At 64.8% G+C, this 13845-nt stretch carries 18 protein-coding genes; 12 read left to right on the forward strand and 6 right to left on the reverse strand.

Features of this window, described 5'->3' with window-relative positions:
- Positions 1-169 precede the first annotated feature (169 nt).
- The gene (locus AC0J5K_RS19570; protein WP_048535052.1) at positions 170-892 is read left to right on the forward strand and encodes a response regulator; all 723 of its coding nucleotides are present in this window, start codon (positions 170-172) and stop codon (positions 890-892) included.
- Positions 892-2340: an ATP-binding protein gene (locus tag AC0J5K_RS19575; RefSeq protein WP_420398555.1), complete on the forward strand. Its 1449-nt coding sequence runs from the start codon at positions 892-894 to the stop codon at positions 2338-2340. The genes AC0J5K_RS19570 and AC0J5K_RS19575 overlap by 1 nt, the downstream gene beginning before the upstream one ends.
- Before the next feature lie 84 nt (positions 2341-2424).
- Here the strand turns inward: AC0J5K_RS19575 and AC0J5K_RS19580 are convergent, their stop codons facing one another.
- Both AC0J5K_RS19580 and AC0J5K_RS19585 read right to left on the reverse strand, forming a co-directional pair.
- On the reverse strand, positions 2425-2634 hold the full coding sequence (locus AC0J5K_RS19580) for a hypothetical protein (protein ID WP_074837091.1): 210 nt from the start codon (positions 2632-2634) through the stop codon (positions 2425-2427).
- A 34-nt stretch (positions 2635-2668) separates the two neighbouring features.
- The gene (locus AC0J5K_RS19585; protein WP_048535055.1) at positions 2669-2962 is read right to left on the reverse strand and encodes a DUF2933 domain-containing protein; all 294 of its coding nucleotides are present in this window, start codon (positions 2960-2962) and stop codon (positions 2669-2671) included.
- 397 nt (positions 2963-3359) lie between these two features.
- On the opposite strand from AC0J5K_RS19585, the gene AC0J5K_RS19590 reads away from it, so the two are divergent.
- From AC0J5K_RS19590 to AC0J5K_RS19610, 5 genes are all read left to right on the forward strand, one after another.
- Positions 3360-3818, forward strand: a complete 459-nt coding sequence (locus tag AC0J5K_RS19590; protein WP_048535056.1) for a c-type cytochrome — start codon at positions 3360-3362, stop codon at positions 3816-3818.
- A 55-nt stretch (positions 3819-3873) separates the two neighbouring features.
- Positions 3874-4176: a hypothetical protein gene (locus AC0J5K_RS19595; RefSeq protein ID WP_473009920.1), complete on the forward strand. Its 303-nt coding sequence runs from the start codon at positions 3874-3876 to the stop codon at positions 4174-4176.
- Positions 4177-4218: 42 nt separating this feature from the next.
- Positions 4219-4800, forward strand: coding sequence for a cytochrome c (locus AC0J5K_RS19600; RefSeq protein WP_074837089.1), 582 nt, complete (start codon positions 4219-4221; stop codon positions 4798-4800).
- 1 nt (position 4801) lies between these two features.
- A complete protein-coding gene (locus AC0J5K_RS19605; protein ID WP_074837088.1) occupies positions 4802-5746 on the forward strand; it encodes a c-type cytochrome in 945 nt (314 codons plus the stop codon).
- 133 nt (positions 5747-5879) lie between these two features.
- Positions 5880-6287: a c-type cytochrome gene (locus AC0J5K_RS19610; protein WP_048535139.1), complete on the forward strand. Its 408-nt coding sequence runs from the start codon at positions 5880-5882 to the stop codon at positions 6285-6287.
- Positions 6288-6380: 93 nt separating this feature from the next.
- Here AC0J5K_RS19610 and AC0J5K_RS19615 read toward each other — a convergent pair whose 3' ends face one another.
- On the reverse strand, positions 6381-6587 hold the full coding sequence (locus AC0J5K_RS19615) for a heavy-metal-associated domain-containing protein (RefSeq protein ID WP_420398553.1): 207 nt from the start codon (positions 6585-6587) through the stop codon (positions 6381-6383).
- 138 nt (positions 6588-6725) lie between these two features.
- Here AC0J5K_RS19615 and AC0J5K_RS19620 point away from each other — a divergent pair, with 138 nt between their 5' ends.
- The 5 genes from AC0J5K_RS19620 (at position 6726) to AC0J5K_RS19640 (ending at position 11844) form a co-directional block, all read left to right on the forward strand.
- Complete coding sequence (locus tag AC0J5K_RS19620) at positions 6726-9245, forward strand: heavy metal translocating P-type ATPase (RefSeq protein ID WP_420398552.1); 2520 nt, start codon at positions 6726-6728, stop codon at positions 9243-9245.
- A 12-nt stretch (positions 9246-9257) separates the two neighbouring features.
- A complete protein-coding gene (gene cueR / locus AC0J5K_RS19625) occupies positions 9258-9677 on the forward strand; it encodes a Cu(I)-responsive transcriptional regulator (protein ID WP_048535064.1) in 420 nt (139 codons plus the stop codon).
- Positions 9678-9689: 12 nt separating this feature from the next.
- Positions 9690-10106, forward strand: a complete 417-nt coding sequence (locus AC0J5K_RS19630) for an ion channel (protein WP_283646358.1) — start codon at positions 9690-9692, stop codon at positions 10104-10106.
- Between the two features lie 105 nt (positions 10107-10211).
- Complete coding sequence (locus AC0J5K_RS19635; protein ID WP_283638656.1) at positions 10212-11078, forward strand: DUF305 domain-containing protein; 867 nt, start codon at positions 10212-10214, stop codon at positions 11076-11078.
- Between the two features lies 1 nt (position 11079).
- Positions 11080-11844 (forward strand): MauE/DoxX family redox-associated membrane protein, encoded by a 765-nt coding sequence (locus tag AC0J5K_RS19640; protein ID WP_283638655.1) that lies wholly within the window; start codon positions 11080-11082, stop codon positions 11842-11844.
- On the opposite strand, the gene pcaF is transcribed toward AC0J5K_RS19640, so the two are convergent.
- Genes pcaF through AC0J5K_RS19655 form a run of 3 tightly spaced genes read right to left on the reverse strand, consistent with a single transcriptional unit; the run spans position 11845 to position 13845 of the window.
- Positions 11845-13047, reverse strand: coding sequence for a 3-oxoadipyl-CoA thiolase (gene pcaF / locus AC0J5K_RS19645; protein ID WP_283638684.1), 1203 nt, complete (start codon positions 13045-13047; stop codon positions 11845-11847).
- A complete protein-coding gene (locus AC0J5K_RS19650; protein WP_048535073.1) occupies positions 13047-13442 on the reverse strand; it encodes a RidA family protein in 396 nt (131 codons plus the stop codon). The genes pcaF and AC0J5K_RS19650 overlap by 1 nt, the downstream gene beginning before the upstream one ends.
- Positions 13432-13845, reverse strand: a complete 414-nt coding sequence (locus AC0J5K_RS19655; RefSeq protein WP_283644070.1) for an acyl-CoA thioesterase — start codon at positions 13843-13845, stop codon at positions 13432-13434. The genes AC0J5K_RS19650 and AC0J5K_RS19655 overlap by 11 nt, the downstream gene beginning before the upstream one ends.

Raw genomic sequence — 13845 nt, forward strand, 5'->3', positions numbered from 1 at the left:
GGATCACCTCATGTCAGTATTGCGATACCTGACATATGGCAGGGGTTTGTCGCGACAAAATGCCGGGGAGTCCACGGTTTTGTATCGGCGGATCACAACGGCGGTGGCGGTTACATTTCGTGACAAATATCTTCGGGAAAGCGCCCCTCACTCGTTTAAAAGAAGGTCCATGAGCGAACCACCACACATTCTTGTCGTCGACGACCACCGCGAAATCCGCGATGCCGTGACGCGCTACCTTGAACAGAACGGAATGCGGGCGACCTCTGCGCGCGACGCGGTCGACATGGACGCCAAGCTCGGCCATGGCCAGTACGATCTTATCGTTCTCGACGTCATGATGCCGGGAGAGGACGGGCTGTCGGTCTGCCGCCGGCTGTCAGCCAATGGCAATGTGCCGATCCTGCTGCTGACCGCGCTGGGAGAAGAGACCGACCGGATCGTCGGTCTGGAAATCGGCGCCGATGACTATCTTGCCAAACCGTTCAACCCACGCGAGCTGATTGCCCGCATCAAGGCCATCCTGCGCCGCACCACCAAGGCCGAACCCTATGCCGGCGCGCTCTCGGGCAAGCGCATCGCGTTTGCCCATTGGGTCCTCGATACCGACACCCGGGCGCTGTCGAATGACGACGGCGAGCAGATCGACCTGACCAGCGCCGAATTCAAGCTGCTGACCGTCCTTCTGGAGCGGCCCCGGTTCGTGCTCAACCGCGATCAGCTGCTCGATCTGACGGCGGGCCGGTCGGCCTCGGTCTTTGACCGCACCATCGACAACCAGATCAGCCGCTTGCGCCGCAAGGTCGAGCGTGATCCGTCGCGCCCCCGCATCGTGACGACGGTGCGCGGCGGCGGCTATTGCCTGGCATCAGACGTCCGCGAACTGAGCTGATGCCGCGCCCCTTTGACAGCCTCCGGGGGCAATTGGTTCTCTTGATCGTCGCGGCACTGGCGGCCGCCCAGACGATCAGCCTGTGGCTGTTCGTCGACGAACGCGGCCTCGCCGTGCGCGCGGCGCTGGGGTTCGAGGCCGCCGGCCGGGCGGCAAATGTGGCGCTGTTGCTCGAAGAGGCGCCGGAGTCCTTGCATCAGGCCATCCTGCGCGCGGCGAATTCGCCCCTCGTGCGGTTCGAACTCGCGGACAACCCCGACGTCGACCACGCCAGCCATGCCGATGGCGGCGCTGTCGAGGCCCGCGTGCGCGGGCTGCTTGGCGGCGCGGAACACCGGGAGATCCGGGTCGAGCTGCACGAGGTCGAGCATGGCATTCCGCCAATGCCCCATCTCGTGCCCGAGATGGCGGAAATGCACCTCGCCATGATGAAGGGCGAGCTCTCGGCCATCGAAATGCAGCTTTCGATCGCCCTGGCTGACGGCCAATGGCTGAACGTCGGAACCCGGTTCGAGCCGCCGCCGCTGCAATGGCCCTGGATTTCCATCCTCAGCTTCGGGATCACCGCGGCGATCATTCTGGTCGCGGCCTGCTGGTTCCTTCTGACCCGTCTGACCGGGCCTCTGCTGCGCGTTTCGCACGCCGCCGACCGGTTTGGGCGTGGGGAAACCGTGGATCCCCTGCCGCTGATCGGGCCAAGCGAGGTGCGCGGGCTCACGCAGACTTTCAACCGCATGCAGGAACGGCTGACCCGGTTCGTGGCGGACCGGACCAAGCTTCTTGCGGCGCTGGGTCATGACCTGCGCTCTCCGCTGACCGCAATGCGGGTTCGGGCGGAAATGGTCGAAGAGGACGAAACCCGCGAAAGCCTTGTCGCCTCGATCGAAGAAATGCAGGAGATGGTCGGTTCCACCCTGGATTTTGCCCGTGGCATGGCCAGCGCCGAACCCTCCGAAACAGTGGAGTTGCGCAGCTATCTTGAGCAGTTGCAGGCAGACATGATCAACGGGTTCGAGCTTGACGCCGCCGACGATGCCCAGGCGCGGTTGCGCCCGCAAGCGATGCGCCGCGCGCTGCGCAACATCATCGAAAACGCGCAGCGCTATGGCGGCGGGGCCCGGGTCTCCTTTCGGACCGATCCCGGCCATGTGCGGATACTGATTTCCGACACCGGCCCCGGCATACCGGAAAGCGAGCTTCAGCAGGTGTTCGAGCCGTTCTTCCGGCTCGAGAAATCCCGCTCTCGCGAAACCGGCGGCACCGGCCTGGGGCTGTCGATCGCGCGCACCATCATCCGGGCCCATGGCGGCGACGTGGCGCTTTCCAACCGCGCTGAAGGCGGATTGCTGGCGACGGTCACACTGCCGCTCGAAGCGGCCAACACCCCGAGCCGGGAGCCGTCGACCGCCCCCGAGCGGGGTGCCGTCCTTGCGCAAAACCGGCCGTGAGGCGCGGGCCACGGCGACGAGGGCCATGACCTGACAATCCGCCTGCGACCCGACACCCCTGTCCTGCGGCCAGGGGGGCGGGCCTTACCCGGCGCGATCCGCCCCGAGCACCATGAAACCCTCGCGACCGCCGGCACAGGCCAGCGTTGCCACCCCGTTTGCGCTGGTCCCGGTGATCTCGCATCCCGGCGGTAGATGCGCTTCGGCCCCGTTTGTGGACAGGCGCGCCGCCTCCAGGTCGAAGCAATCCGCCAGCGTCGTCGAACAGGCACCGAGACCGGCAAGCACCAGCATGCCGGCCGCGCACCGAAACATCCTCGCGCGGGGTTTATTCCGCGGCGACCCGTGCAGTGGCCCGGGGGTCTGGCGTCTCGGCCTTGGTCTCAGCATCTTCCGCCTTTCCGTGACAGGATTTTCCCATGAACCGGTGCATGACCAGATGCGCGCCGACACAGAGCACGATCGGCGCCAGGGTCGCGAGCCCCCCGGCCCCGCCCGACGCCCCGCCAGACACAAGGAAAGCCCCCAGCGGCAGCAACATCACCGCGCAGCAGGCCCACATTCCGTATTTCATGATCTTGTCGCTACCGGCCTGCCCGGCCGTCTTGTCGTTGGTGTCCATCGTTCGTCTTGTCTCCAGTGACCTGCCGAGGTGGCTAGCGGCCTCCAGCACGGGAAGGTCAATGTTGCAATCAGATACAAATTTCACTGTTTTGTCAGGGTGAACCAGCTTGACCTTCCTGCGCAGGAAGGTGCTCTACGTTGCCTCAATAGGCAAGAAACTAGGGGCGTGCATGCCATGGCAGGGCAGGCGCCATCACGGAATGATCGCATGTGCGTCGTTGCATCCGCTTACCACGGAAGCAGCGTTGCGAGACTCGGCAGGAATGGCAGAAAATCATCAAATGGGTCCATCGACGTTGACCGCGAAATGCGCGCCGAGGGCGCCCGGGCCGTGACAGCCCGGCCCCGGAGAAAATCGGCCCAAGTCGAACCGATGACCGCAAGGAACCAAATTCATGACTAAATCTCTACTGGCCCTCGTGGCCTTTTTTCTGCTTGGCGGATTGGCGGTCTATCTGAACATGGGGCAATCCACGTCTCAGACCGCGGGCCATTCGATGACCCCGCCAGACACCAGCGATATCGCGGACGGCGCGCCGATCGTCGAAGTTTCGCTGCCGGCCGAGCTATCCGCCAATGCGCAAATCGGCAAACGGGCTTTCGAAGCCAAATGCGCGGCCTGCCACGGGACAAATGCCGCCGGCCAGAACGGTATCGCGCCGCCGCTGGTGCACAAGACATACGAACCCGGGCACCATTCCGACATGGCCTTTGTCATGGCCGCGAAGAACGGCGTTCGGGCCCACCACTGGCAATTCGGCAACATGCCGCCGGTCGAAGGCCTGACCGATGCCGATGTGAAGATGATCGCGCGATACGTCCGCGAACTGCAAGCCGAGAACGGAATCTTCTAGCGGGATGCGGGGTGGGCGCTCTCCTCTGGCGATCCTGCGCACGGCACTCCTCTGTGTGCTGCTGGCACTCGGCCTTGGGCCAGAGGTCAACGACGCCCACCCCGACGACAGCCTGTCTTCTGCCACGGCATTCGCCGGCGCCGGCGATGCGCACGACGACGACCCGCATTCTCTGATCGAAGAGGCCCTGGGCCATTGCCACCCGGGGCTGGATTGCGCGGTTTCGGCGATTATGGCCGAACCGGCCCTGAAAGATCATGCGGCGCTCTTCGATACCAAGAAATTTCGGTCCCGTGTGGCCCTCTGGGCCGGGCTGGACCCGGGATATGACCCACCTCCTCCGCGTCCCTTCGTCTGACTGATTTGGAAAAACACCAACGGTAAGACGAAGGACAAGGAAATGAGAACCAAATTCACTATTGCCACCGTCGCGGCACTTTCGCTGGCGTCGGCTGCGCTTGCGCATACCGGCGCAAAAGGGATCGTGCGCGAAAGGATGGTCGCGATGTCGGCCATGGCCGATGCCATCAAGACCATCGCGCCGATGATGAGCGGCGCGTCCGAGTACGAGGCCGCCGCCGTGCGCGATGCCGCCGAGGCCATCGGCCGACATGCCGGCGCCTCGATGACGCGGCTTTTCCCGGCAGACAACGAAAACATGGCGTCTTACGTCAAGGCGTCCATCTGGCAAGACTGGGCCACCTTTGCCGAACTGGCCGAACGCCTTCACACCTATTCCGAAGGGCTCGCCCTGGCCGCCGAGAACGGACCGGCCGCGCCAAAACAGGGCATGGCCGACGCGGCATCGATGATGGGCGGCGGCGGCATGATGGGCGCCGGGTCGATGATGGGCACAGGAATGGCGCTGGAAGCGACGCTCGGCCGTGAAGAGCTGGCGGACATGCCGGCCAACGAGGTATTTTCGCTGGTCAGCAACACCTGCTCGACCTGTCATACGCGGTTCCGGAAAGAGGCCAAGTGACATGAGGCAGTTTCTTATTGCAGGCATCGCCGGGCTGTCCCTTGCCGGCGCAACCACCGTGGCGGCCCTCGTGGCCTGGCCGATCGGCAGCGACCCCAGGAAAATCGAACCAGAAGGCGATGTGCAGCGCGGCGCCTATCTGGCGCGGGCCAGCGGCTGTGTCGCATGTCACACGAATTTCGAGGAAGGTGGTGCGGCGCTGGCCGGTGGCGCGCCGCTCAACACCGATTTCGGCACCTTCTATCCGCCGAACCTGACCACCGATCCCGATCACGGCCTCGGCAACTGGGACGTGGAGCAATTCGCAAAGGCCATCAGGCAGGGCATCGCCCCCGATGGAACTCCCTACTACCCGGCGTTCACCTATCCGTTCTATGCGAATTTCTCGGATCAGGATATCGCCGACCTCTGGGCGGCATTTCAGACTGTCGCGCCGGTGGCCGAATCCACGCCCGAACACGACGTCGGCTTTCCCTTCGATCAACGATGGGGGCTCAAGCTCTGGCGGGCCGCGTTTTTCGGTGCCCCGGAAACAGCGCCGGTGGACGGCAAGAGCGCCGAATGGAACCGCGGCCGGGAGCTCGTGCGCGGCGCCGCGCATTGCGCGGCCTGCCACACCGGCCGGAACCTGGCCGGAGGGCGGGATCCGTCAGCCTTTTTCGCCGGCAACGACGCTCTTCCGGGTGGCAACAAGGCGCCGTCCATTCTTCCCGCGACATTGGCGGAAAGGGGCTGGACCGTCGACAACCTGAGCTATGCTCTGCAAAGCGGGATCACGCCATCCGGCGACGTCTTTGGCGGCAGCATGGGCGAGGTGGTGCAGAACGGGACACGATTCCTGACCCAGGCTGATCTGCGCGCGATGGCGACCTACCTGATGGAAGGCGAGGGCCTGAAAGAAAGCGCGGTTGCCGCCTTGTCGACGCCGCAGAAAACCTACGACTAGTATGATGGGGCGCGTCAGCGCCCCACCTTTCCTGAAGAATGGGGTAATGATGAAACTGCCGGATTTGTTATTGCAGCGACGCACCTTGATCGTGCTGCTTATCGCCCTGGGCGGCGTGGGCGCCACGGTCTGGATGCGCGGCGAGCTTGCTGCGCCGACGACCGCAACCATGCCTGCCACGGTGGATATCGCGCAGGGCGAGCAGCTCTACGGCGATTTCTGCGCCGCCTGTCATGGCGCAAATCTCGAAGGCCAGCCGGACTGGCGCTCGCCCGGCCCCGATGGCACCTTGCCCGCACCGCCCCATGACGAGACCGGGCACACCTGGCATCACCCGGACAGCGTGTTGTTCGATTACACCAAGCTCGGGGGCAAGGAGGCGCTCGCGAAAGAGGGCGTCGAGTTCGATAGCGCAATGCCAAGTTTTGGCGCGCAGCTGTCGGATGCGGAAATCTGGAATATCATCGCCTACATCAAATCGACCTGGCCGGAACGCCAGCGCACGGCCCAAGCCGAAAGAAGCGCCGCGGCGGGTCGCTGAATAGGGATAGGCCCGCGCGCGCGGCGCGGTGCCGGTTTCAAGAGCCGGGCTCTCAGGAGAACCCGGCGCCGCAGATCCGGCGCCGGGCCCGTTTCAGGCCGAAGCTTCGGCGGCCAGGTCGTATCCGGCGTCGCGAATGGCCTCGGACACCGCGCGGTCGCTGAGAATCGTCTCGACCGCGACGGCCCGTGCCGCGAGATCGCAGGTGACGGTGGCGGTCGGATCGATCGCCTTGATCGCTTTTTCGATTGCCGCGGTGCAATGCCCGCAACTCATTCCGGGAACCTTGAAGTTGCTCATGACCTTCTCCTTCTGTGTTGCCGTCATGTGGGTGCTTCCAGCCAGGGAAGGTCAAGATGGAAACAAAATCTTTCGAAAGTAGTTGACCTTCCAGTGAATGGAAGCCCTAGATACCTTCCCAGCAACGAAGGAGATGCCATGACACCCTCTACAAACATTCGGGTTTCGGTACAGAATATGTCCTGCGCGTCCTGCGTCGGCCGGGTAGAACGCGCGTTGGCGGCGGTGCCCGGGGTCGATGCGGTCAGCGTCAATCTCGCGTCCGAGACGGCACAGGCACAGATCGATTCCGACACCCGCGTTCCCGCTGTGATCGACGCGCTGGAGCGCGCCGGCTATCCCGCCCGCACCGGCACGGTGCGCCTGAACATCGCCTCCATGTCCTGCGCCTCCTGCGTCGGGCGCGTCGACAAGGCGTTGGAAGCGGTCCCCGGCGTGCTCGACGTCAACGTCAACCTCGCGTCTGAAACCGCGACGGTCACCTATGTCGAAGGCGCCGTCGAGCTCTCCGATCTGCTCAAGGCCGCGGCCGACGCCGGATATCCGGCAGAGCCGGCCGACGCGACCACGACCGAGGATCCCGGCGCGCGCAAACAGACCGAGGCCCGCGAGCTGGCCCGCCGCACCGTCTTTGCGGCAGTGCTGGCACTGCCGGTCTTCCTGCTGGAAATGGGCGCGCATATCGTGCCGGGCGTGCATGAGCTGATCGGCCGCACCATCGGCCACCAGACAAGCTGGATGATCCAGTTCGTGCTGACATCGGTGGTGCTGTTCTGGCCGGGGCGCCACTTCTATCTCAAGGGGTTCCCCGCCCTGCTGAAAGGCGCGCCGGACATGAACAGCCTGGTCGCCGTGGGCACCGGGGCCGCCTATCTCTATTCACTGACGGCGCTGTTCGCGCCCGCCCTGCTGCCGGAAACCGCACGCGCGGTCTATTTCGAAGCGGCGGCGGTGATCGTGGTGCTGATCCTTCTCGGCCGCTGGATGGAAGCGCGGGCCAAGGGCCGCACCGGTGCCGCGATTCAGAAACTGCTGGGCCTTCAGGCGCGCACCGCGCGGGTTCTGGTGGATGGTGAACCGCAGGAGGTGGCTATCGAGCGTATCGCCGCCGGCGACATCCTTGTCGTTCGGCCAGGTGAGCGCATCGCCGTCGACGGCGAGGTGACCCAGGGCAGCGCTCATGTCGACGAAAGCATGATCACCGGCGAACCGGTGCCCGTGGCCAAGGCCGAGGGCGACCCGGTGACCGGCGGCACCGTCAACGGCACCGGCAGCTTCCAGTTCCGTGCCACCCGCGTCGGCGCCGATACCACCCTGGCCCAGATCATTCGCATGGTCGAACAGGCGCAGGGCGCCAAGCTGCCGATCCAGGGCATGGTGGACCGGATCACCCTGTGGTTCGTGCCGGCCGTCATGGCCCTGGCCGCACTGACGGTGCTGGTCTGGCTGGTGGTCGGACCCTCGCCGGCGCTGTCGTATGCGCTGGTTGCCGGGGTCTCGGTACTGATCATCGCCTGCCCCTGCGCGATGGGTCTGGCCACGCCGACCTCGATCATGGTGGGCACCGGCCGGGCCGCCGAGATGGGCGTGCTGTTCCGCAAGGGCGACGCCCTGCAACAGCTGACCTCGGTCGATGTGGTGGCGCTGGACAAGACCGGCACGGTGACCGAAGGCCGCCCGGAGCTGACCGATCTGGTGCTGGCCAAAGGCTTTGACCGCGCCGACGTGCTGGCGCTGGTGGCAGCGGTCGAGGCGCTGTCGGAACACCCGATTGCCGAGGCCATCGTGCGCACCGCCCAGGCCGAAGGCGCGACGCGCCACGAGGTGGAGGATTTCGCCTCGATCACCGGCTACGGCGTGCAGGCCAAGATCGCCGGGCATGATGTGCTTGTCGGTGCGGATCGCCTGATGACCCGCGAGGGGATCGACATCGGCGCCATGGCCGATGCCGAACGCCGCCTGGCGGAACAGGGCCGGACCGCGCTCTTTGCGGCGGTTGACGGCAAGGTCGCGGCGGTGATCGGCGTGGCCGACCCGGTGAAACCGGCCAGCGCGGCGGCGATCCGCGCGCTGCACGATCTCGGGCTGAAGGTCGCGATGATCACCGGCGACAAGCGCGAGACGGCCCTTGCCATCGCCCGCGAAACCGGGATCGACCACGTGATCGCCGGTGTTCTGCCCGATGGCAAGGTGGCCGCCCTGGACGAGCTGCGGCAAGGCGGCAAGCAGATCGCCTTTGTCGGCGACGGCATCAACGACGCGCCGGCGCTGGCCCATGCCGATGTCGGGATCGCGATCGGCACCGGCACCGATGTCGCCATCGAGTCGGCGGATGTGGTGCTGATGTCGGGCGACCTGCGCGGCGTGGTGAACGCCTTCGAAGTCTCCGGCCGGACCATGCGCAACATCCGACAGAACCTGTTCTGGGCCTTCGGCTACAATGTCGCGCTGATCCCGGTGGCCGCGGGCCTGCTCTATCCAGCCTTCGGCCTGCTGTTGTCGCCGGTTCTGGCCGCCGGTGCCATGGCGCTCAGCTCGGTCTTTGTGCTGACCAACGCCCTGCGGTTGCGCCGCGTACGCGCGGTTATGGACGAATCCCGCATGCCGGGGCCTGCACAGGCCCCGACGCGCTCCCCTGCCCCCCTCGCCGCTGAATAAGGAGGAACTGACATGAATATCGGAGATGTGGCCGCCCTGTCCGGTCTGCCCGCCAAGACGATCCGCTACTATGAGGATATCGGCCTGGTGAAACCGCTGCGCAGCGCGAACGGCTATCGCTCGTTCCGCGAAAGCGATGCGCACAAGCTGGCCTTTCTGGGCCGGGCCCGCGCGCTGGGTTTTTCCATCGAAGACTGCCGCAACCTCATGGCGCTCTACGAAGACGAACATCGCGCCAGCGCCGAGGTCAAGGATATCGCGGAACACCACCTCGAACGGATCGACAGCAAGATCGCGGAACTGAAGGAGATGCGCGCCACGCTGGCGCATCTGGTGGATGCCTGCGCCGGCGATCACCGCCCGGATTGCCCGATCCTCGCCGATCTGGCCAAGGAGCAGAGCGGCGAAGACCGGCTGGAGAACACGGCGTAGCGGGGTTCGGGCATGGGCTGGGCCATTGTTCTGGCACTCATCCTCTTTGGCATGAGCGGTCTTGTCCATGTCGCGGCCATGAGCTGGGTGATGTCCGCCGCAACGCGGCGGACCTTCACCACACCGGCGCGCCTCCTGCTTGCCCTCTACGGGCTGGGAGGCGCGCATATTCTCGAAGCCGGGCTTTACGCCATCGGCTTTTCGCTGGGCGACAATCTGGGCATTGGCGGTTTCGAGCAGGAGGACGTCAATTCATTCATGGATGTCTTCTATTTTTCACTGGTCAATTATTCGTCGCTTGGATTGGGCGACATTTACCCGACCGGCCATTTCCGCTTTCTTGCCGGCGTCGAGGCGCTGAACGGCTTTCTCTTGATAAGCTGCTCGGCCTCGACCATCTTTCTCGTGGTGACGCGAAAACCCGATTGAAACATCGCGTCTCTGGCGATTGCTGCAAAAAAATCCGGAACATTCCAGCGCGGGAATGTCGTTTTCCATCTGTATTGGTATCCGTCCAAGCAGAGGAAACGAAACATGTCTTATTGGAGATTTGCCGGAATGATCGCGACATCGACGGTCGTGATGTTCATCCTGATGTATCTGAACACCTATCTGCTTTCCCATGTGTTCTGGTCCGAAACCCGGGCCTACATGGCGCTTCTGATGGGTGCGACGATGGCGATCATCATGCTCGCCTTCATGCTTTCGATGTATTCTAACAAGTCGATCAACACGGCGATTTTCGCCGGGGCCGCGCTGGCCTTTGCGGGCTCGCTCTGGCTCGTGCGCAGCCAGGTGACGGTCGGGGACACCAGCTACATGCGCGCGATGATCCCGCACCATTCGATTGCGATCATGACCTCGAGCCGGGCCGGAATTTCCGATCCGCGCGTGCGCAAGCTCGCCGACGAGATCGTTTATGCGCAGGACAAGGAGATCGCCGAGATGCGCTATCTGATCAACGAGATCGAAAACTCCGGCGATGCCCCCGAAACGCAAGACCCCGCCACGCCGAGTATCGTGAGCCTCGAGGAAGCGCTCTCGACCGCGAATGTCGCGGTGATCGACCCCGGTTTCATGACCGAGGACGAGATTGCGCAGCTTCTGCCCGGCGGCCCGGGCTGCACCTTCAACTACACCCCCGGCAGCCCGCCGGTGCTCGCTCTGGGTGAGGCCGATGGCGAAACTGCCGGATTGGTCAAGCTGAGCGACGATCTGGTCCGCATCGGGGAAACCGCGTCCGGTCTCGGCACCGAGGGCCTGACGATCCGTCTCGAAGCCGCCGAAGACGGCAGCTCGCTCGACGCCGCCGGTGCGGAGCCGGTCGAAGCGACCATGGTGCTCGAACTCGACGCCGGCCTCAGCGCCGGATACCGCGGCTTCTACAGCTGTGGAGCCTGACATGAACAAGCAGACAAACCCCGCTTCGCGCACCGCGAAACTCTACCGGATGGCCATGCCGGATCACCTCTGTCCCTACGGGTTGAAATCCAAGGCTCTTCTGGAGAGAGAGGGATATGCGGTCGAGGACCACCACCTGACCACCCGCGAGGAAACCGATGCCTTCATGGAGAAACATGGCGTCGAGACCACACCCCAGACCTGGCTCGGGGATGAGCGGATCGGCGGCTACGACGATCTGCGCGTCCACTTTGGCAAGGAGACGCAGGATGCCGACGAGACCAGCTATCAGCCGGTCATCGCCATCTTCTCCGTCGCCTTCCTGATGGCGCTTGGCCTGAGCTGGGAGATGTTCGGCTCGATCCTGACGCTACGCGCCGCCGAATGGTTCATCGCGATCTCGATGTGCTTCCTTGCGGTTCAGAAGCTGCAAGACGTCGAAAGCTTTTCGACGATGTTCCTGAACTACGACCTCCTCGCCCGGCGCTGGGTGCGATACGGATATATCTATCCCTTCGGCGAAGCCTTTGCCGGCATCCTCATGGTCGCAGGGGCGCTGACCTGGCTGTCGGCGCCGGTGGCGCTCTTCATCGGCACGGTCGGCGCGGTCTCCGTCTTCAAGGCGGTCTACATCGATCGGCGCGAGCTGAAATGCGCCTGTGTCGGCGGCAGCAGCAACGTGCCCCTCGGGTTCGTTTCCCTGACCGAAAACCTGATGATGATCGTCATGGGGATCTGGATGCCGCTGAAGGTTCTTGTGCTCTGATCAGGGTGCGCGCAGGGCGACGGCCACCCCCTGACCCACACCGACGCAGAGTGTGGCCAGGGCCCGCCGCGACTCCCCGCGGGCGATGGCCAGGGCGGCCGTGCCGATCAGCCGCGCCCCGGTCATGCCCAGCGGATGGCCCAGCGCGATCGCCCCGCCACGCGGATTGACGTGAGCGGCAAAGGGATCGAGACCCAGCTCGCGACAGACGGCGATGGCCTGCGCTGCGAAGGCCTCGTTCAATTCGATCAGGTCGAACTCTTGCGGCGTCATGCCGAGCCGGGCGCAGAGCTTTTGCACCGCCGGCACCGGGCCGATGCCCATCACGCGCGGCGCCACACCCGCGCTTTGCGCGCCGCGATATTCGGCCAGCGGCGTCAGCCCCTGCGCCGCGACCGCCCGTTCCGACGCCAGGATCAGCGCCGCCGCACCATCGTTGACCCCTGAGGCATTGCCGGCGGTCACGCTGCCGCCATCGCGGCAGATGGCCCTGAGCCCATCCAGCTTGTCCAGCGTGGTCTCGCGCGGGTGTTCGTCCTGCGTCACCTCGGTCATCTGGCCACGGCGTCCGGCGACCGGGACCGGCAGGATTTCCTCGGCCATACGCCCGTCGGCAATCGCACGGGCGGCGCGGGTCTGGCTGGATAGCGCCAGGCGGTCCTGGTCGGCGCGGCTCACGTCAAAGGCTTCGGCCACGTTCTCAGCGGTTTCCGGCATCGACTCGGTGCCGTATTGCGCGGCGATCCGGCGATTGACGAACCGCCAGCCGATGGTCGTGTCGTGGATTTCGGCGGCGCGGGAAAAGGCGGTTTCGGGCTTCGGCATCACAAAGGGCGCGCGGCTCATGCTCTCGGCGCCGCCGGCAATCACAAGATCGGCCTCACCCACCTGGATCTGACGCGCGCCGGCGACAACGGCATCCATGCCCGAGGCGCAGAGCCGGTTCACGGTGACCGCCGGAACGCTCTCGGGCAGGCCCGAAAGCAGCACCACCATGCGCGCGAGGTTGCGGTTGTCCTCGCCTGCCTGATTGGCGGCACCAAAGATGACCTGATCCACCGCCGCCGGGTCCAGCCCGGGGTTGCGCGCCATCAGCGCCGTGACCGGCAGGGCGGCGAGATCGTCGTTGCGCACCGTCGCCAGCGCACCGCCGTAACGGCCGATCGGCGTGCGGAGGTAATCGCAGATATAGACCGGCTCCATCATCCGATATGCGCCGTGGCTTCGATTTCCACCAGCGCCTCATCCTCGATCAGATCGGCGACGACCACCATCGACATGGCCGGGAAATGCTTGCCAAAGACCTCGCGATAAGCCGCGCCGACCTCGGCCTGATGGGCAAGATAGACCGATTTGTCGGTCACAAACCAGGTCAGACGCGCAACATCCGACACCTGCCCGCCCGCCGCCTCGACGATGGCCGCGATGTTTTTCAGTGCCTGCCGCATTTGGCCGACAAAGCCGCCGCCAACGAATTGCTTGGTGCCGTCCCAGCCGATCTGGCCGCCGATATGCAGCGTGCCGTCCTTGGCCAGAACGCCGTTGGCATAGCCCTTGGCGGGAAGCCAGCCTTCGGGGTGAATGATCTCATGTGTCATGGTTCGCTTCCTTCAAGGGCAGGAGTGTCTGCCGGATCTCTTCGGGCCAGGGCGCTGGTTTGCCCGCCCCGTCGACATGCACCAGCACGGCCTCAGTGGCAAAACGCAGCTCTTCGCCGCAAATCGCACGCATGTCATAGCCGAGCGAACTTCGCCCGACATGGGTGATGACCAGTCGCAGGGTCAGCCGATCACCGTGAAAACTCGGCCGCTGAAACCGGGTGCGGATTTCGGCCGTGGGCACGGCGGCCGTCTTGTGCACCTCGGCAAAGGGCCAGCCCAGCGTTTCGTCAAAGAAGGCCTCGACACAATCGTTCATCATTTCGAAGTAGCGCGGAAAGAAAACGATCCCCGCCGGGTCGCAATGGCGAAACAGCACCTTCTGCGCGATCTCGAAGGCCAT

The organism is Marinovum sp. E3 (assembly GCF_055755275.1).

What these genes read in the sequence shown, in the direction of transcription:
- AC0J5K_RS19640 (WP_283638655.1), top strand. Translation starts at nt 11,080, where the DNA reads ATGAACAAGCAGACAAACCCCGCTTCGCGCACCGCGAAACTCTACCGG.
- AC0J5K_RS19630 (WP_283646358.1), top strand. Translation starts at nt 9,690, where the DNA reads ATGGGCTGGGCCATTGTTCTGGCACTCATCCTCTTTGGCATGAGCGGT.
- AC0J5K_RS19600 (WP_074837089.1), top strand. Translation starts at nt 4,219, where the DNA reads ATGAGAACCAAATTCACTATTGCCACCGTCGCGGCACTTTCGCTGGCG.
- AC0J5K_RS19610 (WP_048535139.1), top strand. Translation starts at nt 5,880, where the DNA reads ATGCGCGGCGAGCTTGCTGCGCCGACGACCGCAACCATGCCTGCCACG.
- AC0J5K_RS19590 (WP_048535056.1), top strand. Translation starts at nt 3,360, where the DNA reads ATGACTAAATCTCTACTGGCCCTCGTGGCCTTTTTTCTGCTTGGCGGA.
- AC0J5K_RS19635 (WP_283638656.1), top strand. Translation starts at nt 10,212, where the DNA reads ATGTCTTATTGGAGATTTGCCGGAATGATCGCGACATCGACGGTCGTG.
- pcaF (WP_283638684.1), bottom strand. Translation starts at nt 13,047, where the DNA reads ATGGAGCCGGTCTATATCTGCGATTACCTCCGCACGCCGATCGGCCGT.
- cueR (WP_048535064.1), top strand. Translation starts at nt 9,258, where the DNA reads ATGAATATCGGAGATGTGGCCGCCCTGTCCGGTCTGCCCGCCAAGACG.
- AC0J5K_RS19580 (WP_074837091.1), bottom strand. Translation starts at nt 2,634, where the DNA reads ATGCTGGTGCTTGCCGGTCTCGGTGCCTGTTCGACGACGCTGGCGGAT.
- AC0J5K_RS19615 (WP_420398553.1), bottom strand. Translation starts at nt 6,587, where the DNA reads ATGAGCAACTTCAAGGTTCCCGGAATGAGTTGCGGGCATTGCACCGCG.
- AC0J5K_RS19570 (WP_048535052.1), top strand. Translation starts at nt 170, where the DNA reads ATGAGCGAACCACCACACATTCTTGTCGTCGACGACCACCGCGAAATC.
- AC0J5K_RS19620 (WP_420398552.1), top strand. Translation starts at nt 6,726, where the DNA reads ATGACACCCTCTACAAACATTCGGGTTTCGGTACAGAATATGTCCTGC.
- AC0J5K_RS19650 (WP_048535073.1), bottom strand. Translation starts at nt 13,442, where the DNA reads ATGACACATGAGATCATTCACCCCGAAGGCTGGCTTCCCGCCAAGGGC.
- AC0J5K_RS19575 (WP_420398555.1), top strand. Translation starts at nt 892, where the DNA reads ATGCCGCGCCCCTTTGACAGCCTCCGGGGGCAATTGGTTCTCTTGATC.
- AC0J5K_RS19605 (WP_074837088.1), top strand. Translation starts at nt 4,802, where the DNA reads ATGAGGCAGTTTCTTATTGCAGGCATCGCCGGGCTGTCCCTTGCCGGC.
- AC0J5K_RS19585 (WP_048535055.1), bottom strand. Translation starts at nt 2,962, where the DNA reads ATGGACACCAACGACAAGACGGCCGGGCAGGCCGGTAGCGACAAGATC.
- AC0J5K_RS19655 (WP_283644070.1), bottom strand. Translation starts at nt 13,845, where the DNA reads ATGGCCTTCGAGATCGCGCAGAAGGTGCTGTTTCGCCATTGCGACCCG.